This is a genomic window from Dactylosporangium sp. NPDC049140 (genome assembly GCF_040648435.1).
The window spans coordinates 1-22,294 of the sequence record NZ_JBEZDS010000063.1; the positions used below are offsets into that span (position 1 = coordinate 1).

Genomic DNA, 22,294 nt, shown 5'->3' on the forward strand with positions numbered 1-22,294 from the left:
CTCGCGCCGGGTTCGTACGTCTTCGCCGTGCAGTACGGCCATGCCGTGGGCGGCCGGGATCCGAGCCGGGACACCTACCACGCAACTGCCACCGCAGGCGGCAACCGGGCCGAGGTGGACGGCCACTTCTGAAGTCGATCAACGTGCTACGGAAACGCGCGGCGGGTGTTCCCTGTGGGAACACCCGCCGCTTTGTCGCCCGGGTGCGGCGCTCAGCCGCCGCGTGTGGCGTGCCGGATCAGGCGGGCACCAGCTGCCATTGCTGGTTGGCGCCGCTGTTGGCGGTGTACTGCACGACCTTGGCGTTCTCACTGGTGTCCCAGTTGAAATCGTCGGCCGCCAGCCCGCTGTCGTGGCTGACGATGGTGAAGTAGCCGTCGCTGGTGGGTCGCAGGTACCACTGTTGGTTGGTGCCGCTGTTGGCGGTCCATTGTTGCAGTTGCAGCCCGAGGGTGGTGCTCCCGCCGTTGACGTCGAGCACCTTGCCGGTAGCGACGTAGCTGAGCGTGTACGCGCCGCCGGGGGTGGCGTTGATGGTCCAAGCGCCGCCACCTGCTTGCTGGACGACCAACGCGCCGTCCGCGGGCGACCCGCTGGCCACGGCGAGTGCCTTGCCGCTGTTGCGGTTGACGATGCGGTAGTTCGTGCCCGCTACCGGTCCGGTCGCGATCTCGAATCGGTCGATGGTGCCCCAGTTGTGCGTCGCTGCGGCCCGTTGGGTGCCGGTGACGCGCACGCGGATCGTGTGTGTGCCGGAGGTGAGCCGGGGGCTGGTCCACACCGCGACGTCGCCGGTGCGCGCCGTCGAGTACTCGTCGATCAGTGTCTCGGCGCCGCCGTCCACCGAGACGCCGATGATGCCGTGGCTCGGCGCGGTTATGCCGTGCAGCGTGACGCCGGTACCGACGAAGCTCAGCGTAGCCGTGTTGCCCGCGACGTCACTGTAGGAGTTGGTGCCAGCGTAGGGGCCGGACTCGCCGGAGGCGTGACCCCAACTGCCGGCGTACGCCACGCTCGTGCCGGCGTCGTCGATGTTGGTTGACGAGGCTGAGCCGAGGGTGAAGTACTCGATCGTGTCGGTGAACGTCGTGGCGCCGCCCTTGGTGGTCGACAGGACCAGGTACACCCGCGTGCCGCTGGACGGGGTGGTGAACGTGACCGGTGTGGTGACCCGTGAACCGAGCGGGATGTTCAGCGTGGGGTTGCCGGACGCGATGACGGCGCCGGTGGGGCTGTCGAGCCGGGCGGTCCAGTTGAGGCCGACGCCGGTGCCGCTGAGGTCGTCGTTGAAGACGGTGATGTTGCGGGTGACGCTGGTGTTGAAGGCGTAGTTGTCGACGGCCTGCGGCAGCGGGAAGGCGCCGCCGGCGTCCGAGACACCGGAGGCCGACCAGTACGGCAGGTCGATCGCGGCGACCGGGTTGAATGCGGCCTGGATGCGCTGGATCTGCGGGTTGCTCCAGGGATCGGTCAGGTTGTCCGCGCCGTAGACGGGGTGGCCACCCTCTTCCGGGGTGAAGTCGGTGGTCCGCACGCCGGGCACGAAGCCGGCCCAGCCCGACAGCAGGGTATAGGGGCGCAGGTCGCTGGCGTCCTTGCCGCGCTTGGCCGCCGTCGCGGTGGCGAACCACTCGAAGCCCTGCGTGGTGTTGGACTTGTTCCAGATGTACTCGCCCTCACCGTCGGGCCGGCCGGCCAAGGAGGTGCGCGCCTCGCCGTACTTGCCGAGGCCGTCAATGTAGTGCGAGAAGACGGCGAAGTTGCCGTTGAGCATGTTGGGGTACGGGTTGGTGTTCCAGGCGGTGTCGATGCTGATCGGCCGGGTGCCGTCGTTGCCGTTCATCGCGGCGTACAGGTCCATCCCAAACTGCTCGGAGTCGAGGGTGCTGATGTCTGTCTCGTTGCTCTGGCTCCAGCGGATGATCGCGGGGTGGTTGCGGTCACGCAGGGTCAGGGCCCGGGCGTGGTTGACCATGTTGTCGTGCCCGGCGACGAAGTCCTGGCAGCTGCAGGTGCCGCGGATGGCGGTCTCGTCGATGATCATCAGGCCCATCTCGTCGGCCACGTCGAGCATGTACGGGCTGGCCGGCTCCTGGTGGATGCGCACCACGTTGTAGTTGAGCCGCTGGTAGTTGTCCACCGCCTGCGGCCAGCCGCCGTCACCCGCCGACGGCGGCAGGAAGCCGGGCAGCGTGTCGTATGCGTCGCCCTTGCCGCCGTTGTCGACCCGGTCGTAATCCGCACCCTGCAGGCTGTCACCGCGGAAGTTCACGCGGACGCCGTTGAGGTTGTAGTACTCGCCGTTCTGGGTGGTCTCCCGGAACCCGAACCGGTACGTGGCGTCGCTAGCGCCGCCGTTGTCGGTCGACGCGTGCACCGCCAGACGGTGCAACTGGGCGCGATATCCGGACCGGTATGGCACGTTCGGCCACCAGTACGAGGCGGATCCGAGGTTCCACGCGATCGGACCGACGGTGACCTTGGTGGTCGAGTGGGCGGCCACGGTGACCGTCCGGCTGGGCAGCGCCGGGTAGCTGAACGAAGCGCCGGTATCGGAGCCGAGCGACCCGCTCAGCGTCACGGTCCGGCTGTTGGCCGAGGTGTTCGTCACGGTCACGTCATAGGTGAGATTCTGGTTCGCCACCGACGTGCGCACGAACGTGTCGCTGACATACACGGCCGGATACACACGCAGGAACGCCGAACGGTAGATGCCCTGCGGGATCGCCTCGGACCAGTCGGCGGCGTCGGGAACGAGTACCCGATTGTTCGACGGGTTTTTCAACGCGTACCGGCCCTTCACGGTCACGCTGATCGTGTGGGTCGTGCCGGGGGCGGCGAAGGCGCTGATATCGAAGTTCTGTGGCGTGAACGAGGTGGTCTGCGTGGCGACCACATTGCCGTCCACCGAGAGTGTCGCCTGGTGGTTCACCGCGCCGAACTCGATCCACGCCGACTGGGCCTGACCCGTGTCGGGCACCGTGATGGTGCGTGAATACGTCGCCTCGTTCACGTCGGTGAAGCCCTGCTTGTACCAGCCGCCTCCCGGCACCGTGATCGACGTCGTCGCCCGGCCGGCCGGGGTGAAGCTCCACGTGCCGCTCAGGTCGACGGAGCTGATCGCCCCGTTTCCCGCGGTGACACCGTTGATGTCCGTGCTCGTCGATGCCGCGGCAGGCCGCAGTGCGACGGCGGAGCCGGCGACGGCCAGGGTGGCCGCCGCGGCGGCCAGTGCAGCGCGGGTCGCGCGTCGATGCCGCGGCGGCGGCAGAGATTCATGCATTGCGGTTCCTTTCCGCGTGGGCCGCGGCGCGGCGGTGCGCCGGCGGCCAGGGGTGTGAGCGCTAACAATTGCGATCTGCGCAATCCATGGGCAAGGCGGTTCGGGTCAGCCGGCACGGCGGGCCGGGCTTGATGGCCTCGGCTTGATCGAGGTGCGATCAGACCGGACGAGCACGAACTGCTTTTCAGTGCTGGGCGAATTGGACCCGCGTCGGCTGCGCGACGCCCGCTGACAGCGCAATCCCGTTGATGGTCAGCTGTTCCCCGTAGATATCGGTGATCCTGATCGCGCCGCCACATCCGTCGCCGTGGGGGGAGAGGAAGTAGTTGTAGTTGGCGCGGGTCAGTTGGCGCCAGCCGTTGCCGCTGCGGATCTCGAGCAGCGCTACCGGATTGCGGTGGTTGACCACCTGGATCCCGCACCACCATTGCGTGGACCCGACCTTGTACCGGATCGAGATCGGATCGGAGGTGGCGGGGCTCAACAACTTCCACGTGATCGGTATCTCGCCGAGCTTGGGGTCGGCGAGTTTGGCGAACGCCTGTGGGGCCAGGTCGATCTGCCCGGGTGCGCAGGGGAGCGGGCACAGGTTGGTGATCCGGATCGTGATCGAGGCTCCGTTGGCCGCGCGCACCTGCACGTACGCCCCGCACGCCTTGGACGACTCGTAGTCGGTCTCGTTCATCGCCCCGATCATGAGGTCACCGGCCGGGCCGAACAGGCATGCGCCGTCGCCGTCCGCGGCATCGTAGAAGGTGGCTTTTCCGTGGTACGTGACGTTGGGCCGGATCCGTCCCGCCAGCATCGTCGCGCCCGGCTTCGGCGACCCGGCGCCCGTGGCCGACGGCCGTGCCGCCGCGGTGGTGGCGCTCGGGGGCGCCGCCCCGCTCGGGGACTCCGACCTGGGCGAAGCGCTCACCTGGACGCCCGCGACGGGCGTGGCCGCGGCATGCCCGTCGCGGGACGGCTCACCGCAGCCGGCAACCGCCGCCAGGACAGCCGCCGACACGGCGCTCACGAACGCGAAGCGCCATCGGCGGCGCGGATGCAGAGGCGGCATGTCGGTACTCTCCTTGCCGATGCCAGTCGACCCGATGATCCTCAGTGGTCCGGAAGACCGGAAAAGGTTGCTCGCCACACCGAGAAATCTCGGCGCCGGTCGCCGGCCAGCCGCGGTCGCTGCCGGCGCTGCGCTCGTCGGCGGGGCCGGCGCGGTGGTCGCCGGCCGGCGAATCGCGCCCGGTACGCCTCGGCGATCTCGGCCTCCGAGAGCCAGACCTTTGTCGGTCCACTGCACCACGGAAGCGCCGTCGGCGGTGGACGCGCCGTAGACGTCGGCGACCTTGCATTGGGCGCACCAGCCGCAGACCCCGGCGACACCGTCGCACGTCGCCAGGCGTGCCTGCATGACGGGGCCTCCGCTCCGCATGGCCGCCGGCCTGGTGTCGCGGATGGACCTATTGGGCTACGCCCCAGGCGGCAGTTCGTGACGCTGGCTCAGCTGGCCATTGGGGTATTATGTTCATTTAAACCGGATATCAACCATCTGTGCAGGTGCCTTCGGGTCGTGCCATCGCCTTTGGAACCGCAGTCGTGGGCTTCGGCGTACTCACGTTCATGGTCATCCTCATGACCGCCGCAACCGACCGCTGGGCGATCACGGCGACCGTCACAGCCGTCGCCGGCTTGCTCATCATCAACGCGTTCGTCGTCGTATACCTGAAGCGGGCCATCGTCTGGCCCGTCCGGCGGGCTACCGGCGTGGTTGGCCAGCTCGCGCACAGCGAGCCGGGCAGCCGACTCAGGGCGGAGGTTGGCGAGGCCGGCAAGCCCCCCCGCCCGCGCAGGATGATGGGTGGCTCGGTCCGGCACAACGTCGAGGAACTCGTGCGGTTCGGCAAGGCGCAGGCCGCGCTGCGGCGCATCGCCACCTGCGTCGCTCGCGGCGCGGCACCGGCTGAGGTCCTGGACGCCGTCGCCACGGAACTGGGCTGGCTCATCCGCACCGACGGCGCGCACATCGTCCGCTACGAGCACGACGGCACGGCGACCGTGGTCGCGGCCTGGGGTGCGTCCAGCATCGGCATGCCGGTCGGCGCGCGGTTCTCGTTGGAGGGTCGCAGCGTCTCGGCCCAGGTGTTCCGCACCGGCCGGACGGCCCGGATGGACGGCTACGCCGACGTCCCCGGCCCGCTCGCCGCCCACCTGCGCCAGCACGCTGTCCGCAGTGCGGCCGGCGCCCCGATCGTCGTCGACGGCCGCCTCTGGGGCGCCGTGATCGCCACCGTGACACAGGGACCGCCGCTGGCCCTGGACTCCGAGGTGCAGCTGGCCGACTACACCGACCTGATCGCCACCGCCATCGCCAACACCCAGACCCGCGCCGACCTCGCGGCCTCCCGGGCCCGGGTGGTGGTCGCGGCGGACCAGGCCCGCAGGCAGATCGAACGCAATCTGCACGACGGCATTCAGCAGCACCTCATCGCGCTCGCCATCGAGGCCGGCGACGTCGCGGCGAGCATCCCCGGTGAGACCCCCGAGCTGCGTCGCAGGCTGGCCACGGTGGCGGGCGGGCTCAACGGCGTGCTGGACGACCTGCGGGAGATCTCACGCGGCATCCACCCGACGATGCTGTCCGACCGGGGCCTGCGCCCGGCGCTCAGGGGACTCGCCCGGCGTTGCAACATCCCGGTCGAGCTCGACACGCGGCTCGAGGGCCGGCTCCCAGAGCCGGTCGAGGTGGCCGCCTACCACATCGTCGCGGAGGCAGTGACCAACGCCGCCAAGCACGCACACGCCTCACACGTCAGCGTCGACGCGGCGATCCGAGCCGGCCGGTTCCACCTCATCGTCCGGGACGACGGCATCGGCGGCGCTGACCCAGCGTGCGGCTCCGGCCTCCTCGGCCTGCTCGATCGCGTCGATGCGCTTGGGGGATCGTTCACGATCTCCAGCCCACCCGGGAGAGGCACCTCCCTGCAGGCCGAGCTGCCCGTCGATCTGGCCCGCCTCGCCTGACGTATACCGATACCGGGTCTGCGCCGCACGGCGAGCCTCGTTGCGGGTTCGCCAGTTGGTGCGGTAGACGAGTTCGATCTTCAGCGTCGACCAGAGGTTCTCCATCAGGCCGAGATGGCGACCGTGACCAAGGGTTGCGTCGCGGGCGTCCCGCGCGGGACCGGCCACGTCTGGCCTGGTCCACCCGGGGAGGTCGGCCGAGTGGAGGAACGGCTTGGCCGTTCGGCCGAAAATGGCCACAACCCGGGACGGGAGTATTTGTTTGATCACGGATTGTGGATACGGTCCGCGTGAATAGTCCGATCACGGGAGAATTCATGTCGCTGACGGAGGTTCTCGGTGGGACGCGTCCTGGTCGTGGAGGACGACAGGAGGATCGCACGCCTCGTCTCGCGAGCGCTGGAGACCGAGGGCCACGCGGTCGACCTTGCGTACACCGGCCCGGATGCGCTCACGATCGCACTCGGCCGGCAGTTTGATCTTCTGCTGCTGGACCTGATGCTGCCCGGGCTGGACGGCACGGAAGTCCTGAGCCGGGTCGTGGAGGAACGTCCGGGTCAACGCGTGATCGTGGTCTCCGCGATCATGGAGATCGGCCTGCGGGTGGCCTGCCTCGATGCCGGAGCCGTCGACTTCGTGTCGAAGCCGTTCGTCCTCGCCGAGTTGATGGCGAGGGTCCGCGCCCACATGCGCGAGCCGAACCACGCCGAAGCCCAGTGGCTCGTCGTCGGGGCCCTCAGGCTCGACGTGCGTCAACGCCGGGTGCTGGCCGCGGGGCGGCAGGTCGACCTGTCGATGCGCGAGTTCCTCCTGCTGCGGCACCTGATGCAGCGAGCCGGGCGGGCGTGCAGCCGGTCGGAGCTGCTGGCCGACGTGTGGCACCTGTCGTTCGACCCGGGCAGCAACGTCGTCGACGTCTGCGTCCGCCGGCTGCGCGGCAAGCTCGGCGCCGCGGCGCGAGTGGAGACGGTGCGCAGTGTCGGCTACCGACTACTGGCCGGCTGACGGCTCGCGGCACGGCCGGCGCCTGCTGCTCGTCTGGGCGTGATGGTCTGGCACGTGCACCTGCGCCAGCGGGCGTCGCCCGGCTGATGCGCGGCGTATGAGCGGGCCGCGTGTCGCCGAGGACGCGGCTCGTCCTCGACGAGTTGGACAAGCTGTCGCGGATCACGCATCGGCTGGTGACGGCTCGAAACGCTCAACGGATGACGGCTCCGTGACAAAAACATGACCGACCTGTCATGAACTTTCCCGCGGCGATCAAACCCGACCTATGGTCCGCTCGGTGGCACCTCCTTGACGGGTGCCGCTGGGAGGTCGACCAGTGCGCAGGTGGAACCGGTCGTGGCCAGGTAGGCGCCTAGCGTGGGGCAGCGTTCTGGGACTGCTGGCGGTGCTCGTGCTCGGCCGCCCGGCGGCCGCGCATGCCGTCCTGATCGGCTCCGACCCGCAACCCGGGGCAGTGCTGCCGCGGGCGCCGAGTGCGGTGACGCTCCGGTTCGAGGAGGAACTCGCCGCGCCGGCGTGCACCGCGCAGGTCTTCGATGCGCACGCTGCTGCCGTGGCCGGGGTGGTGGTGCGGGTCGTGGGCCGGGAGCTGCGGCTGGCGCTGCCGCCGCTGGGAGACGGCACCTACACTGTCCTGTGGCAGGCCCGTACCGCCGCCGACGCCCATCCGGCGAGCGGGCAGCTCGTCTTCAGCGTCGACACGGCCGCGCAGGCCGGCGCGGTCACGCCGGAGGGCCTGATGGCTCGGTGGGTAGCTCTCGCCCTGCTCGCCGGAACGCTCGGCGGCATCGTCCTCGCCGCGGTGGTACGGCCAAAACCCGCCGCCGACCCGCGGCTGGCGTCCGTGTACCGGCGGGGCCTGACCCTCGCCGCCCGATGCGCCGCCGCCGGGGCGCTGTTCGGCCTGGTGCGGCTCAACGACGAGCGCCTGCGCGCGACCGCCGGGCTCTGGCGACTCGTTGCCGCAACCGCGTGGGGATGGCGCTGGATCGGCGTCGAAGCGGCCTTCGTCGCCCTCCTGCTGCTCGCCCGAAAGCTGCGCCGGGACGGCCGTCGCCGATGGTGGGCCGGCGTCACCGGCGCCGCACTCGTCGCCGGAACGTGCCTCGCGCTCGCGACCCATGCGTCCGGCCCAGCGGACCCGCGCGGGTTCGCGGTCGCCGTCGCGACGGCGCACATCCTTGCCGGCACGCTCTGGCTGGGCGTCGCGCTCGCGCTCGGCTGGGTGGCCGGCGCCGCTGGAACCCGGGCGCTGCCCGGGCTGACGACCTCGCTCGTGCGCCTGACGGCCGTCAGTTTCGGGCTGGTCGTGGCGAGCGGACTGATCCAGGCGGGGCTGCAGATGACCGTGGCCGGCGAGCTGTTCGGCACCCGGTACGGCCAGCTGGTCCTGCTCAAGTGGACGCTGACGCTGGCCGTGGTTGCGCTCGCGCTTCGGCTGCGGCGGCCGATCGGCCGGGAGACGTCGGCCGGCCTGACGGTCGTGCTGCTGCTCGCCGGGGTGCTCGGGCTCACCCCGCCGCCGGCCGCCCAGCGCGTTGCGGCCACCACCACGGCGACGGCTTCGGCCAGGGATCTGCTGGCAGCCGTGTCGGTGACCCCGGCCGGCTCGGGCACCGCCGCGTTCGACGTGACCGTCACCAGCAGCCGGCGTCCCCCGCCGGCGCCGGTCGACGCGGTCACACTGCGGGTCGCCGGCCGGGCGGTGGCGCTGCGGCCCGTTGACGGCGACCGGTTCGTCGGCGTCGGATTCGTGGGAGCCGGATTCGCCGGTGGTCCGGTCAGCGTGGAGCTGATGCGCGCCGGCGAGCTGCTGCGGGTACCGCTGCAACTGCCCGCCGCCGGTCCGCGGCCTGGCCGGCCGCTCGCGCCGCTGCTGGACGTCCTGGCCGTGCTGGTGCTGGTCGTCGCCGCCCGGGCGAGCGCGGGAACCGTCAACGGACCGTCAAGGTTACTGGGACCTGGTGTACCAATGCTCCGGCGGTCCCGGTCACGCTGATGGTGAAGGTGGCACGTGGGGTCGATGACGTGGTACGCACCTGCAGCGTCGAGCTACCCGGTGGACCGACCGGGTTCGGGCTGAAGGTCGCGGACGCGCCGGTCGGCAGACCCGTTGCCGACAACGACACGCTGCCGGCGAAGCCACCCACAGACTCGACGGACACGGTGTACGTGGCGGTCTGGCCGCGCCTGACCTCGACGGTGGACGGGCTCGCGCTGAGCGTGAAGTCCCGCGGGGTGACGGTGAGCGTGACCGTGGCGGTGTGACTGACCGAACCGCTCGTGCCGGTGACCGCGACCGAATAGGTGCCCGGCGGCGCCGTCGCCAGCGTCGTGATGGTCAGCTGGGAACTGCCCGCGCCGGCGATGGACGCCGGGCTGAACGCCGACGAGCCCACGGCGCCCGGCAGACCGGCGAGGGACAGCGCGACGTTGCCGGTGAAGCCGTTGAGGCTGCCGACCGCCACGGTGTACGTGGTGGTATCGCCGGCCGGCACTGACCTGGAAGCGGGGGTGGCGGCCACGGTGAAGCCCGGCGCCGGGACCACGAGGGTGGCATACACCCGGCGGATGGTCGAGCCGTTCGTGCCGGTCAGCGTGAGCAGGTACGAACCCGGTGCGAGGCCGGCCGTCGTGGTCACGTCGAGCCGGCTGCTGCCGCTGCCACCGTAGACGACCGGCGGGGTGAAGCTCCAGCTCGCCTGCGCCGCGGAGAGCCCGGCCAGGCTCAGTGCGACGGCACCGGTGAAGCCGTTCACACCCGCGACGGAAACGGTGTACGTGGCGGTTCCGCCGGCCGTCGTCGTCGCCGTCGAGGGGGATGCCGACATCGTGAAGTCGGGCACCGTGCTCAGCCATCGGTATGCGGCCAAGGCGTCCAGCCGGCCGAAGCCATAGGCGTTGTCCGGGCCGCTCGGGCCGAGGTCCACCGCGCCGCCCTCCAGCGCGGCGGCCTGCCGGTCGGCGGGAAGGTCCGGAAACGCGCCCAGCAAAAGAGCCAGCGCCCCGGCGACGTGCGGCGCGGCCAGCGACGTGCCGGATGCCGTGGTGTACAGGCCGTAGAGGTCGGTGGTGCGCACGTTGACGCCGGGCGCGACCGCGCGCGGCACGGTCGGCTGGCCGCACGCCGACGGCCCGCGGCTGCTCGACGGGTCGATGACGTCCGTGTTGTCGGTGGCGCCGACCGCGAACGCGTCCGGGTTGTTGGCCGGGCTGAACACCGTGCCCGTGGCGGGGCCGTAGTTGCCGGCGGAGAACACCGGCAGGATCCCGGCTGCGCGCAGCATGGCCAGGTCGGGCTGGAAGTCGAGGTTGCAGCCGCCGGCGGACAGCGTCCATGAATCGTTGACCACATCGGCCGCGTCGGCGGTGTCCGGGTTGCCATCGGGGTCCAGCAGCCACTGGAAGCCGCGGTGAATGGCGGTCGAGGTGGCGCTGCCGCGGTCGTTGAACACCTTCACGGCGATCCACCGGGCGTCCGGCGCGATGCCGATCGAGGTACCCCCGGCGTCGCCGCCGACCATGACGCCCATCGTTGCGGTGCCGTGGCCGTTGACGTCGGTGGGCACCGTCGGGTGCTGACCGTATGGGTCGTACCAGCTGTTGCTGCCGCCCCGCCAGCGGCCGGCCAGGTCGGGATGGGTGCCGTCGACCCCGGTGTCCATGTTCGCCACCACGACCCCCTGGCCGCGGAAGCCGAGGTTCCACAGCGCCGGAGCGTTGACCAGCGTGACGTTGGACTCGGGGGTCGCCGGGCCGGGCGCGGTCGTGGCCGTCGGACCGGGCATCGCGGGTGCCTGGATGGTGAGGTCGGGATCGATCCTGCGGACGTCGGCACGGGCGGCCAGTTCCCGGATGACAGACGGGGCCGCCGTCACGCTTATGCCATTGAAGATCCACAATGGATCGGCCGTGGTGACGAGTCCCTGCGCCTGGCGTTTGCGCAGCAGCGCGAGGACGCCCTCCTGCGCGGTGCCCGCCGTGGCGCGCAGTGCCCGTTCCAGGGCGGCGCTGCGCTGCCGGCGGTTCGGGGCTTTGATGGTGCTCGGGTCGACCTGCGCCGTGAGTACCACGACCGCCTGCACGAGCTGCCGCGGCCGCGCGGCAAAGGCCGTCCCCGAACTGTTGACCAGAATCATCGCGAGCGCGACGGCGACGACGATTGCACGCTTCATCAGACACACCCTCCAGTGGGTGGCCGCAACGTAGGACGAACGCGTCGCGGGATCCAGCTAGATGACGGGGCCGTCATGTGACTGTCATGTGGCCGTCATCCGCCGTCGCCAGCCGGTCCGCCGCGAAGATGACCGCACCATGACACACACATGACAGACCTGTCATGAACGGCTGCGCGGAGACCCTTCCGGTCGAATACTCCCCCTGATGCAGGGCGCACCTGCCAAGGCATCGTGTGTGGAAAGGGTGGAGCCGATGCGCAAGGACCGGTCGAGCCACACGATCATGGATGCGCTGCGCACGGCACGGGCAGCGTGGACTGCGGGACGGCGCCGGCTGCGCCTTCTGCATCCGCTGCCCGGACGGCTCGACCTTCCGGCCAAGCTGCGACTCGACAGCATCCGCCGCAGCGTCTCCGTCCGCACGACGGTCCTCGTCCTCGTCGGCGGTCTGCTCCCGCCCCTCGTGGTCCTCGGCGTGCGCGTGCCCCAGGCACAAGCGGCCACCTCATGCCCGGCCGCCGGCTGCGCGGTCACGGTGAACGCGCGCGACTTCGCGTCGCACGCCGCACTGCCACACTTCAACTACATCATCAACGTCGACAACACGCGCTTTGTCGACCCTGCGACACGCCAGCCCAAGGACCCGTTCCCGAAGTACGTGACGACCGAGAGCAACAGCCCGATCGTGCGCGAAGGCAACGAGGGGCGTGCGACCGTCAATCTGCCGCCCGGACGGTACCTGATCTCGGTCCGTGCGCCGGATCACAAGATGTGGGGCAAGCACATCACCCTGCCCGACGACGCCGCGGCTGACGGCAGCCTCAACGCGCTGATCGAGCTCACCGAGCAGAGCGACGCCCACCCGCTGCCGCTGGGCAAGATCCGGGTCTTCGTGTTCCAGGACAACGCCTGGACCAACGGCGCCCCGGACACCGAAGAGAACGCGTTGCAGGGGTTCAGAGTCGGCCTGGAGGAGCAGACCCACAGCGAGGTATCGGTCGACTACAACAACAACCCGCTGTGCGGCGGTCAGTGCCTGACAGCCGCCGACGGGCTGGTCACCATCAACAACCTCGGACCGGCAACGTACTTCATCGACGTGCATCCGCCGGAGGGGCCCTGCAACAGCGACCCCGGCAGCCAGTGGTACCAGACCACGACCATCGACGGTGGCCTGCAGCTGCAGGCCGGTGTCGAGGAAGGCAGCGACGGTACGGGCGCACCCGGCGAGCAGTTGTGGGAGCCGCCGACCAACCGCACCGCGTACTGGTTCGGCTTCGTCTGCGCGCCGACGCCGTTCGCCGGCACGGGAACGGGCGAGATCACCGGTACGGCCCGCAACTGGCAGGGCTGGCCGCCGTTCGACGTGCTCACCCTGGGCGAGCCCGTGGCGAACCCGCTCGTCGCGCTGAGCGACAGCACGACCGATCGCACCGTCTTCATCGGTCGGGGCGACGAGCAGGGCAACTTCGACATCCAGCACGTCCCGGCCGGCACGTACAACATGGCCATCTGGGACGAGCAGCTCAGTTACATCATGCGCACCCTGCCGGTCACCGTGGCCGCCGGCCAGAGCGTCGAGGTCCGCGACGCGGATCCCAACGGCGAGGTCGGCGTGGGCGTGTCGCGCTGGTTCGGCTGGCTGGACGGCACCGTCTACAAGGACCTGAACAACAACGGGAAGATGGATCCCGGCGAGCCGGTCCTGGCCAACACCGACATGGACCAGCGGTGGCGGGACGGTTCGATCAAGGAGAGCACCTTCACCAACGCCGCCGGGCATTACGAGTACCCGACCGCCGAGGGCGGCCCGCTCGGAAAGTGGATCATCAATGAGCAGGGCTTCGCCCGTTTCTCGGCCTACCCCGGCCCGTCGGTACATGACGAGCACACCGGCGCGGTGACGCCGTCCTGCGCGGTTGTTCCGCCCGCCGTTCCGGCCAATCCGTGCGTTCCGACCGACCAGGGTGGCGGCCTGCTGAGCAACCAGCTGGTGACCGAGGGCCACCGCGCCACCGTCGACTTCGGCAAGCACGACTATCCCACCGGAACGCTGGGCCAGATCGTCGGCATCACCTACTTCGCGACGACGCGCAACGAGTTCGACGCGCGGTTCCAGGCGCACGAGGACTACGAGCCGGCCATCCCCGATGTCACGGTGTACCTGGAGACTGCCGGCTTCGACGGGGTGCCGAACACCGCCGATGACGTCATCGTGAACAAGTACGTGACCGACCACTGGCAGCACCCGAACGCCACCCAGAACCCACCGCAGGGATGCGCGGTGACCGACCGTACGGGCGCGCCCATCACCACGCTCAACCCCCAGGTCGGGCCGAACTGCCTGGAGACGCCGATCGTGGGGGAGCAGACCAAGGACGGTGCGTTCGACGGCGGCTACGCCTTCGCCGACTACTGCCCGAACGGCTACGACCTCGCCACGGACGACGGGACGTGCACCGGTGGAACGGACCCGGTGGCGCTCGTCGCCGGGACCTACATCACGCACGTGGTCATGCCGAAAGACACGACCGACACACGCGACTGCAACCCGGCGAACACCTCCGGCTACAAGAACGTCAGCTCCGCGAAGGGCGCCATCCCCGGCGGCGGGCAGGGATGCCTGTACCGTCCGGTCAAGGAGGAGGACGTCAACGTCGACCTCGGCAACACGTTCACGCCCGCCATCCCTCCGCCGCCGTGCGCCGGGGACGACCACGTCATCGACCAGTCGACGCTGGTGCAGCGCAGCAACTACTTCGGTGCTGCCGGCGCGCACGCGCCCCTCTGCGACAAGCGACAGGTGGTGCTGAACACCACCGCCGGCGGCCAGAACAACGCCAACGCCGACTTCCACCTGATGACGAACTTCAACACCGACCCCAACGGCACCAACGCCACCGACACCAGGGCCGGCGACGTCGCGGAGCCCGGCCGGATCATCGGCCTGGTCTCCAACGACATCTACTTCGAACGCGACCCGAAGTCGATGTGGTACGGCGAGCCGCGGCCGATCGGCGGCATCCCGGTCGGGATCTACGCCCGCGTGGACACGGTACCGAATGTCAACGCCCCGTTCAGTCCCGACAACTGGCGCCTGCTCACCACGGTGTGGACCACCCCGGAAGGCACATACGAGGCGCTGCTGCCGTCGACCGAGACGTTCAACTGCCCGATCCCGCAGGGACCCTGCCCGGGCATGTACCTGGTCAAGGTGGACGACCCGGGCACGAAGGCCGCTCCCAACCCCGGTTACAACCCCAACCTGCTGACCGCCACGTCGGCCTGGGACGTCTGGCCGGGCCTGACCGACCAGCTCGACACGCCGCTCGACCCGATCTCCGGCACCGGCTGCGAGGACCCGGCCGTCCCGGCGCGCCCCGAGGCGCTGCAGGTCTCGACCCCGGTAGTGCCGGCGAGCGGCAGCCGGCAGGTAACGATCCAGGGCGATTTCATCGGTACCACCGGCACCGCCACCGACGCCACCGGTGTGCGGGCGACCCTGACCGACGATCGTAACGGCCAGGTCCAGACGCTGACCCGGGGCAACGGCGGCATCGTCAGCTGGACACCCGGAAACGCGACCACGCCGGACACCATTGTGCTGAACGTGCCCGCGCTGTCCTCGACCTTCCGGCCGGGTCCGAAACAGCTCACGATCACCACGGCGAACGTCAACGGCGGCGTGTCCAGCGTCAACGGGATCACCCTGCACGTGATGGGCACCAACGGCACCGGCCAGGACACGATCGCCTACAACCCGCCGGTGGTCAACGTGCCGCCGCCGTCGATCACCGGGACCAACGCTCACGCCCTGCAGAACGCGATCGACGGCGCCGTGGCCGGCAGCCTGCTCGTGCTGTCGCCCGGTGTCTACAACGAGAACGTGGTCGTCTGGAAGCCGCTGAAGATCCAGGGCCGCGGCGCGGGCGGGATCATCGGCGCCCACGAACTGCAGGCGCGTGACCCCGAGGACCCACGCTTCCATGTGGTCGGCTCGGTCATCGACGGCCGCTACTTCGCCGAGAACGCCCCGGCCTTCGATGCCACGGTGACCGCCCACGGGCCGTACGCCGGCGTCGATGGCAGCCACCCGGTGCTGCGGGGCGCCGACCTGACCATGCTCGCCCAGTCCACCGGCGCCTACGACCTCGGCACCGGCATCACCTCCGCCTTCGCCCAGGCCCGCGTCGACGGCCTCGCGCTGATGACCGGGCAGGGCGAGGGGGCGGGCGGCATCCAGCTGCAGGCATACGCCAACAACACCCAGATCACCAACAACGTGCTGGAGAACAACGCGGGCATCTTCGCCGGCGGCATCGGCATCGGAGCGCCGTACAGCGACACCAACCCGGCCACCGGCGTCAGCAACCACGTAGGCGCCCACAACTACAACGTCAAGGTGGCCAACGACCGCCTGATCGGCAACGGCGGCCTGACCCGCTCCGGCGGCCTCGGCATCTTCTACGGCTCCAACGCCTACGAGGTCGCGAACAGTATCGTGTGCTCGAACTTCGGCGTGGAGTACGGCGCCGGCATCTCCCACTGGGGCCTGAGCCCCGGTGGCAGCATCCACGACAACCAGATCTACTACAACGACGCGGTCGACTCGGGCGCCGGGATCTCGATCCAGACTCAGCTGCCCGTCGGCGGTGGCAGCCTCGGCGACGGCTCCGGCAACGTCAATGTCGACCGCAACGTGCTGGCCGGAAACTACAGCGGCGACGACGGCGGCGCGATCTTCGTGCTCGACGCGCTCGACCAGCCCGTCAACATCCGTAACAACATCATCGCCGACAACGGGGCGGCCGACCTCGGCGGAGCCATCGCGCTCGACGACTCGTCCAAGGTGGCTATCGTCAACAACACCATCGCCAACAACGTCTCCACCAGTTCGTCGGAGACCTCGGACGGCAAGCCGCACTCGGCCGCCCTGGCCTCGGAGGCCAACGACCTGGCGCTGTGGCAGAACGACCCGCGCTATGCGGCGCAGTACCCGAACGCGGCCACCCGCCCGGACTTCTCCAACCCGGTGGCGCTGTTCAACAACATCTTCTGGACCAACACCGCGTACACCCTGAGCCAGCCCGGCCCGGGCGCAACGCTGGTCTCGCATGGCGCCATCGACTTCGAGGTCCACGGGACCGCGAACAACGCGGACACCTTCACCCCGCGCTACTCCGACCTGACGGCCGGAAGCACCGTGCTCGGTCCGAATGGCGTGCTGCATGCCCCGCCGGCGAACCAGGGCAACATCAGCGCTGACCCGCTGTTCCTGAACCCGATCGGGGTGACTGCGGAGCTCACGGTGTCCGGGTCGCGGCTCGACCCGCAGACGGCGGCGGTCACCATCACCGGCGGCGACCCGCCGGTCGGGCTCACCAGCAACTACCACATCCTGCCCGTCTCGCCGGCGCTCGACAACGGGGTGCGCTGTTCGAACACGCCGGTCCCGGCGAACCTCACCGCGTGCGGCGCGGCCGCGGTCGCGGCACCGGTCGGGACTCCCGGGGACATCGACGGGAACACCCGTCCAATGTCGCGAACGAGCCGTTCCAACACGCCGTGGGATCTGGGCGCGGACGAAATACCTGGTTTGTCGGTGACTCTGCCGTGACCGGCGCAAGATCATTGAGGAGGCCAGTGTGAGCGCCAAGGCGCGAAGCTCGACGCGCAGAGATTTCCTCAGAGCGGTCGGCTGGGGCGCGGCGGGAACCGTCGCGGCCGGTGGACTGGTCGGCTCGGACCTGGGTGGGCGAGGCTTCCTCGGCGCGGGACGCGTCGAGGCGGCCACCCCTCCGACGCTCTCGATGATCGCCACCGACGGGTACATCACGATGCCGAACCGGGCCGCACCGGTGTACATCTTCGGCTTCGTCCAGGTCGATCCCGCCAAGACGATCAGCGAACTGTCAGCGGCCTACAAGGGCCACGCTCAGCACACCGCGCCGATGCTCGACTTCAAGCAGGGAGACGACATCAGGATCACGCTGACCAACCTCGGCCTTGTCCAGCGGCCCGACCTGACCGACGGGCACACGATCCACTGGCACGGCTTCGACATCCCGTCGCCGCTCAACGACGGTGTCCCCGAGCTGTCGGTGGCCGTGCCCATCGGCAAGCAGTTCACGTACTTCTACCGGCCGCACCGCGAGGGCACCTACATGTACCACTGCCACTTCGAGGACGTCGAGCACGTCCAGATGGGCATGACCGGCGTCGTGGTGGTGCGGCCGAGCCAGGACGGCACCGCCAAGACATTCGGCGGCAAGACCTTCACGACGTTCGCCTACAACGACGGTGACGGTTCGACGGGCTACGACCGCCACTTCGCGATCCTGCTCAACGAGATCGAGGAACGGCAGCACGACGCGGACCGGGACATCCAAGAGTTCATCATGACGGACTACGACCCGCAGTTCTTCACCCTCAACGGCCGGTGCTACCCGCAGACCGTGCAGCCGAACGACGGCAACGGCACCACATCGGGCATCGTCACCGCCAACCCGAACTACGGCGGCGGCCCCGACGCGTCCCAGCCGAACTCGGCGCTCATCCAGGTCAACCCGGGCGACCGGGCCCTGCTGCGGCTGGCCAACCTGGGCTATCAGCAGCACGCCATGCAGCTGCCGGGGATCCCGATGCACGTCGTCGGCCAGGACGCCTCGTTGCTGCGCAACGGCGGCATCGGCGGGGTGGACACGTCGTACTGGACCAACACTCTCTACCTCGGGCCCGGCGAGGCGCGCGACGTGCTCTTCGACGCGCCCGGGTACGACGCGGCCCGCCCGTCCGGCTCGGACGCCCGCGGCAGCTACAACGTCTACTACTTCAAGAACCGGGACTACCGGAAGCTGTCGAACCACGGCGGCCCAGGGGCCGGCGGGATGATGACCGAGGTCCGGGTGTACCAGAGCCCGCTTCCGGCCCAGACCGTGGTGGGGCAGACCTATGCCTGAGCGTGCCGAGCGAGCATCGACCCCGCGCCGCGGCAGGGAGGCCACGATGAGGCGGAGAACTGGGCGGCTGGCGGCCGTAGTGCTTCTGGCCGCCGGCTCGGCTCTACTGGTTCCGGCACGCGCCGACGCGCTGCCCGTGGGGGCGCCCAGGATCGGCATGGTCTGCACCCCGGGCACCGTCTCCGGCACGACCCGCACGTTCAACCTGGTGGCGAAGACCGGCTACATCGATACGCCGGACGGCAACAGCGTCTTCATGTGGAGCTACGCCAACGCCGACGCGCCGGACAGCGGTCATTTCCAGAGCCCCGGGCCGGTGCTGTGCGCAACCCAGGGCGAGACCGTCGTCGTGCACCTCACCAACAACCTCACCGAGCCGACGTCCATCCTGTTCCCGGGCCAGGACGCCCAGGTGAGCGCCGCCGGTGGCGCCGCCGGGCTGCTGACGACCGAGGCCGCGGCGACAAGCGGGACCGTGACGTACACGTTCACGGCCGCCGGCCCCGGCACGTACCTCTATGAGAGCGGCTCCGACGTTGCAAAGCAGCTTGAGATGGGGCTGTACGGCGCTCTGATCGTCCGCCCGAGCACCGGCGCCAACTACGCCTACGGCACGACGACGCAGTTCGACCCGGCCCGGGAGTACCTGCTGCTGCTCAGCGAGATCGACCCGGACCTGCACCACGCGGTCGAGACGGGTGGCACCTACGACGTCAACAGTCGGCGTGAGCGGTACTTCGCCGTCAACGGCCGGGAGTTCCCCGACACCATCCAGGACAACGGCTCGGGGTTGCTGCCGAACCAGCCGTACGGCTCGCTCGTGCGAATTCAGCCGAACTCCGCGGCGAACCCGCAGCCGGCGCTCATCCGGATGATCAATGCCGGCGCGCTGAACCACCCCTTCCACCCGCACGGCAACCATACGACCCAGATCGCCCAGGACGGCCGGTTGCTGCTGAGCCCCAGCGGCGCCTCCGCCGCCACCGAGCACTTCGGGGAGACGATCGCGTCCGGTCAGACGCAGGACTTCCTACTGCGGTGGGACGACCAGGACAACTGGAACCCGACCACCAACCAGCTGCCGGTGGCCCCGCCGAACTACCGCAACGTGCTGTTCAAGGACAGCAACACCTGGTACGGCGGTAGCCCGTACCTGGGTTACAAGGGCACCCTGCCCACTGGGGTCACTTCACAGAACATCTGCGGCGAGTGGTACTTCCCGTGGCACAGCCACGCCCTCAACGAGTTCGCCAACTTCGACGTCGGGTTCGGCGGCATGGCCACCCTGCTGCGGGTGGACCCGCCCGGCGGCTGCTTCGCCTCAGCGACCTCGACCACCCTCGTGGGCGGCGTGCTGAAGGGCGGAGCCGCCTCCGACCTCGGCGTAGACGACACCAAGTACTTCATGGTGAACCCGAAGACGACCACCCAGACGTCGGCAACCACCGCCGGGCAGACCACCGTCGCGGTCGCCTCCGCCGCCGGCTTCCCGGCATCCGGCCCCTACTACGTCCGGGTGGACAACGAGGTGCTGCAGGTCACGGGTGGGCAGGGCACGACCACCTGGACCGTGGCCCGCGGGCAGCTCGGCACCACGGCGGCGGCCCACGCGAGCGGCGCGACCATCACCGCTCTGGCAACCGACTGGTTCGCGGGCTTCACGGGCCTCCCGGCAGGCGCGCAGAACCTCAAGGTGACCTACAAGGGCGAGAACTGCGGCACCACCACGGCCGCCACCTGTACGGCCATTGCCAGCAACCTGCCACAGCAGACGGTGAAGATCTGCGACTGGACGATCGCGGGCGCGGCGGGCTGCTCGAGCGCGACGTCGAACGGGTGGGTGATGCTGCCGCCTCCGCCGCTGCAGCCGCAGAGCGTCGGCTCGGCCGACGTGAGCTCGACGTGGACGTTGCCGGGTTCAGCCGACGCCTACGTCGGCACCGGAGCGAACAGTGGTCAGGTCCGTGTCCTCGTGCACACCCAGCGCTGGACGGGCTCCGGCCCAGCCACGTTCTCGACGTGGGGCAACCTCATGGCACTCGTTTATGACGCGCCATGACCAGCGGCAAGGCTAAGGAGAGACTGGCGATGCGCGCACCCGCACTCAACCAGGCGATCAGGGCGCTGACTGTACTGGTCCTGGCCGTGGCCGGGCTCGGACTCGGCAGCTCCACCGCCTCGGCCGCATCGGTGTCCATCAACCTGTGTGCCAAGGCCGGCACGCTGACGTTGCCAGGCCCGGTCAGCGTCCCGGTCTGGGGATTCGGCGTGCCGGCGACGCCGGGTGACTGCACGACCGCAACGGCGGGCGCGCCGGGACCTGTCCTGAGCGTGAACGAGGGGGACACCGTGACGATCAGCGTCACGAACGCGTTGCCGGCCGGGCACACGCTCGCGTTCGAGATACCGGGCGTGGACTTCACCGCCGGTCCGAGCGACGCCGCAGCCGGGGCGACGGTGACGCGTTCCTTCAACGCCACCAGGCCCGGGACGTATCTCTACCGGAGCGGCGGTGACGCCGGACGCCAAGCGGCCATGGGACTGTACGGCGCGCTGATCGTCCGTCCGCCGACGCCGAACCAGGCATACGACACCGCGACTACGGCGTACAACGTCGAGGCCCTGCTCATCCTCAGCGCCATCGACCCGGGCTTCAACGCCGCACCCGACACCTTCGACATGCACAGCTACCGGGCGACCTACTGGCTCATCAACGGCCGGGCCTACCCGGACACCACGCAGATCACGGCGTCGCCCGGACAGCGGGTGCTGCTGCGCTATGCCAACGCCGGCTACGACAACACGACGATGTCATTGCTCGGCATGCACGAGCGGGTCGTTGCGCAGGACGCGCGGCTGCTGAACAACCCGTTCGACGCCAACGCGGAGACGATCCCGGCCGGCGCCACAGCCGACGCGATCGCGACCGTTCCATCGGGTACGGCACCGAGCATCCACGGCTTCCCGCTGTACAACCGGCAGCAGCACCTCACCAACGGACCGCAGAGCGGGCCAAGCCCGGCCCCGGCGACGGGCGGCGGCATGCTGACCTTCATTCACCCCTGATGCGAGGCGACCCATGACCGTCCGCCCCGGCCGCAAACCCACGCCGGCCTCCCCGGCGCCGCGCCCGCGGCGCTGGGGAAGCGGTCGGACACGCTGGTTCGGCGTCCTCGCCGGCGTCCTCGTGACGATCCTGGTCGTGGGGCTCGTGCTGTGGCTGTCGCATGCGTTCGGCAGTGGCGCGAACCAGACGGCGAGCAATGTTCCGGCGTCCTGGCAACGCCCCGTCGTCACCGCCGACGCTCTGATGGAGCGCAGCGGCGTGAAGATCACGCAGGTGGCGGTGACCGGCGACGGCGGTCTGGTGGATCTGCGCTACAAGGTCGTCGACGCGGCGCGGGCGAACACCCTGCACGACCCGAGCACACCACCGGCCGTGGTGGACGAGGAGTCCGGTCTGGTAGTGCACCAGCTCCTCATGGATCACTCGCACACCGGCCCGTACAAGACCGGCGTCACGTACTACCTCGTCTTCAACAACCCCGGCAACTGGGTGCACCACGGCAGCAGGGTCAGCATCATGCTCGGCAACGCCCAGGTCGAGCACGTGCCGGTGCCGTGAGCCGGTGCGGCGTTCAGATCACGCCCACGCCGCGCCGGAATTCGCGGCCCGCGACATCAGTCGCGAACTCTGAGCCGCACCGTCTGCTGGACGGGAATCGTCCGGCCGCAGACGGCGCCACCGCAGTAGTCGATCTCCGATGGTGCGGCGGCCGGGAAGATCGTCGCCGTGCCATCGGTGAACCTGCCCCGTTGCGGCTCGACTCCGCGCAGGCCGGTCCTCC

General features: G+C 69.8%; 11 protein-coding genes. 8 read left to right on the forward strand and 3 right to left on the reverse strand.

Annotation, left to right across the window (positions count from 1 at the left end):
• Nucleotides 1-238: 238 nt before the first annotated feature.
• Nucleotides 239-3,283 (reverse strand): RICIN domain-containing protein, encoded by a 3,045-nt coding sequence (locus AB0B76_RS51690; protein WP_360391442.1) that lies wholly within the window; start codon nucleotides 3,281-3,283, stop codon nucleotides 239-241.
• 184 nt (nucleotides 3,284-3,467) lie between these two features.
• The gene (locus tag AB0B76_RS51695; protein WP_360391445.1) at nucleotides 3,468-4,691 is read right to left on the reverse strand and encodes an expansin EXLX1 family cellulose-binding protein; all 1,224 of its coding nucleotides are present in this window, start codon (nucleotides 4,689-4,691) and stop codon (nucleotides 3,468-3,470) included.
• Nucleotides 4,692-4,912: 221 nt separating this feature from the next.
• Between AB0B76_RS51695 and AB0B76_RS51700 the strand changes: the two genes are divergently transcribed.
• The 3 genes from AB0B76_RS51700 (at nucleotide 4,913) to AB0B76_RS51710 (ending at nucleotide 9,308) form a co-directional block, all read left to right on the forward strand.
• The gene (locus tag AB0B76_RS51700) at nucleotides 4,913-6,301 is read left to right on the forward strand and encodes a GAF domain-containing sensor histidine kinase (RefSeq protein WP_360391448.1); all 1,389 of its coding nucleotides are present in this window, start codon (nucleotides 4,913-4,915) and stop codon (nucleotides 6,299-6,301) included.
• Nucleotides 6,302-6,640: 339 nt separating this feature from the next.
• Nucleotides 6,641-7,306 (forward strand): response regulator transcription factor, encoded by a 666-nt coding sequence (locus AB0B76_RS51705; protein ID WP_360391451.1) that lies wholly within the window; start codon nucleotides 6,641-6,643, stop codon nucleotides 7,304-7,306.
• Between the two features lie 388 nt (nucleotides 7,307-7,694).
• Complete coding sequence (locus AB0B76_RS51710; RefSeq protein WP_360391454.1) at nucleotides 7,695-9,308, forward strand: copper resistance protein CopC; 1,614 nt, start codon at nucleotides 7,695-7,697, stop codon at nucleotides 9,306-9,308.
• On the opposite strand, the gene AB0B76_RS51715 is transcribed toward AB0B76_RS51710, so the two are convergent.
• The gene (locus tag AB0B76_RS51715; RefSeq protein WP_360391456.1) at nucleotides 9,244-11,484 is read right to left on the reverse strand and encodes a S8 family serine peptidase; all 2,241 of its coding nucleotides are present in this window, start codon (nucleotides 11,482-11,484) and stop codon (nucleotides 9,244-9,246) included. The genes AB0B76_RS51710 and AB0B76_RS51715 overlap by 65 nt on opposite strands.
• 256 nt (nucleotides 11,485-11,740) lie before the next feature.
• Between AB0B76_RS51715 and AB0B76_RS51720 the strand changes: the two genes are divergently transcribed.
• From AB0B76_RS51720 to AB0B76_RS51740, 5 genes are read left to right on the forward strand one after another with little or no spacing between them, the layout of a single operon-like run.
• Nucleotides 11,741-17,104 carry a hypothetical protein gene (locus tag AB0B76_RS51720; protein ID WP_360391459.1) on the forward strand — a complete coding sequence of 1,788 codons (5,364 nt, stop codon included), beginning with the start codon at nucleotides 11,741-11,743 and terminating at the stop codon, nucleotides 17,102-17,104.
• A gap of 28 nt (nucleotides 17,105-17,132) precedes the next feature.
• Nucleotides 17,133-18,446 carry a multicopper oxidase domain-containing protein gene (locus AB0B76_RS51725; RefSeq protein ID WP_360391461.1) on the forward strand — a complete coding sequence of 438 codons (1,314 nt, stop codon included), beginning with the start codon at nucleotides 17,133-17,135 and terminating at the stop codon, nucleotides 18,444-18,446.
• 46 nt (nucleotides 18,447-18,492) lie between these two features.
• Nucleotides 18,493-20,505: a multicopper oxidase domain-containing protein gene (locus AB0B76_RS51730; RefSeq protein WP_360391464.1), complete on the forward strand. Its 2,013-nt coding sequence runs from the start codon at nucleotides 18,493-18,495 to the stop codon at nucleotides 20,503-20,505.
• Nucleotides 20,506-20,534: 29 nt separating this feature from the next.
• The gene (locus tag AB0B76_RS51735; protein ID WP_360391467.1) at nucleotides 20,535-21,512 is read left to right on the forward strand and encodes a multicopper oxidase domain-containing protein; all 978 of its coding nucleotides are present in this window, start codon (nucleotides 20,535-20,537) and stop codon (nucleotides 21,510-21,512) included.
• A gap of 13 nt (nucleotides 21,513-21,525) precedes the next feature.
• Nucleotides 21,526-22,071 (forward strand): hypothetical protein, encoded by a 546-nt coding sequence (locus AB0B76_RS51740; RefSeq protein ID WP_360391470.1) that lies wholly within the window; start codon nucleotides 21,526-21,528, stop codon nucleotides 22,069-22,071.
• Nucleotides 22,072-22,294: the final 223 nt, after the last annotated feature.

Excerpts from the sequence above, each read along its gene's own strand:
- AB0B76_RS51690 (WP_360391442.1), bottom strand. The coding sequence starts at position 3,283 with ATGCATGAATCTCTGCCGCCGCCGCGGCATCGACGCGCGACCCGCGCT.
- AB0B76_RS51695 (WP_360391445.1), bottom strand. The coding sequence starts at position 4,691 with ATGCAGGCACGCCTGGCGACGTGCGACGGTGTCGCCGGGGTCTGCGGC.
- AB0B76_RS51740 (WP_360391470.1), top strand. The coding sequence starts at position 21,526 with ATGACCGTCCGCCCCGGCCGCAAACCCACGCCGGCCTCCCCGGCGCCG.
- AB0B76_RS51715 (WP_360391456.1), bottom strand. The coding sequence starts at position 11,484 with ATGAAGCGTGCAATCGTCGTCGCCGTCGCGCTCGCGATGATTCTGGTC.
- AB0B76_RS51735 (WP_360391467.1), top strand. The coding sequence starts at position 20,535 with ATGCGCGCACCCGCACTCAACCAGGCGATCAGGGCGCTGACTGTACTG.
- AB0B76_RS51720 (WP_360391459.1), top strand. The coding sequence starts at position 11,741 with ATGCGCAAGGACCGGTCGAGCCACACGATCATGGATGCGCTGCGCACG.
- AB0B76_RS51700 (WP_360391448.1), top strand. The coding sequence starts at position 4,913 with ATGACCGCCGCAACCGACCGCTGGGCGATCACGGCGACCGTCACAGCC.
- AB0B76_RS51730 (WP_360391464.1), top strand. The coding sequence starts at position 18,493 with ATGAGGCGGAGAACTGGGCGGCTGGCGGCCGTAGTGCTTCTGGCCGCC.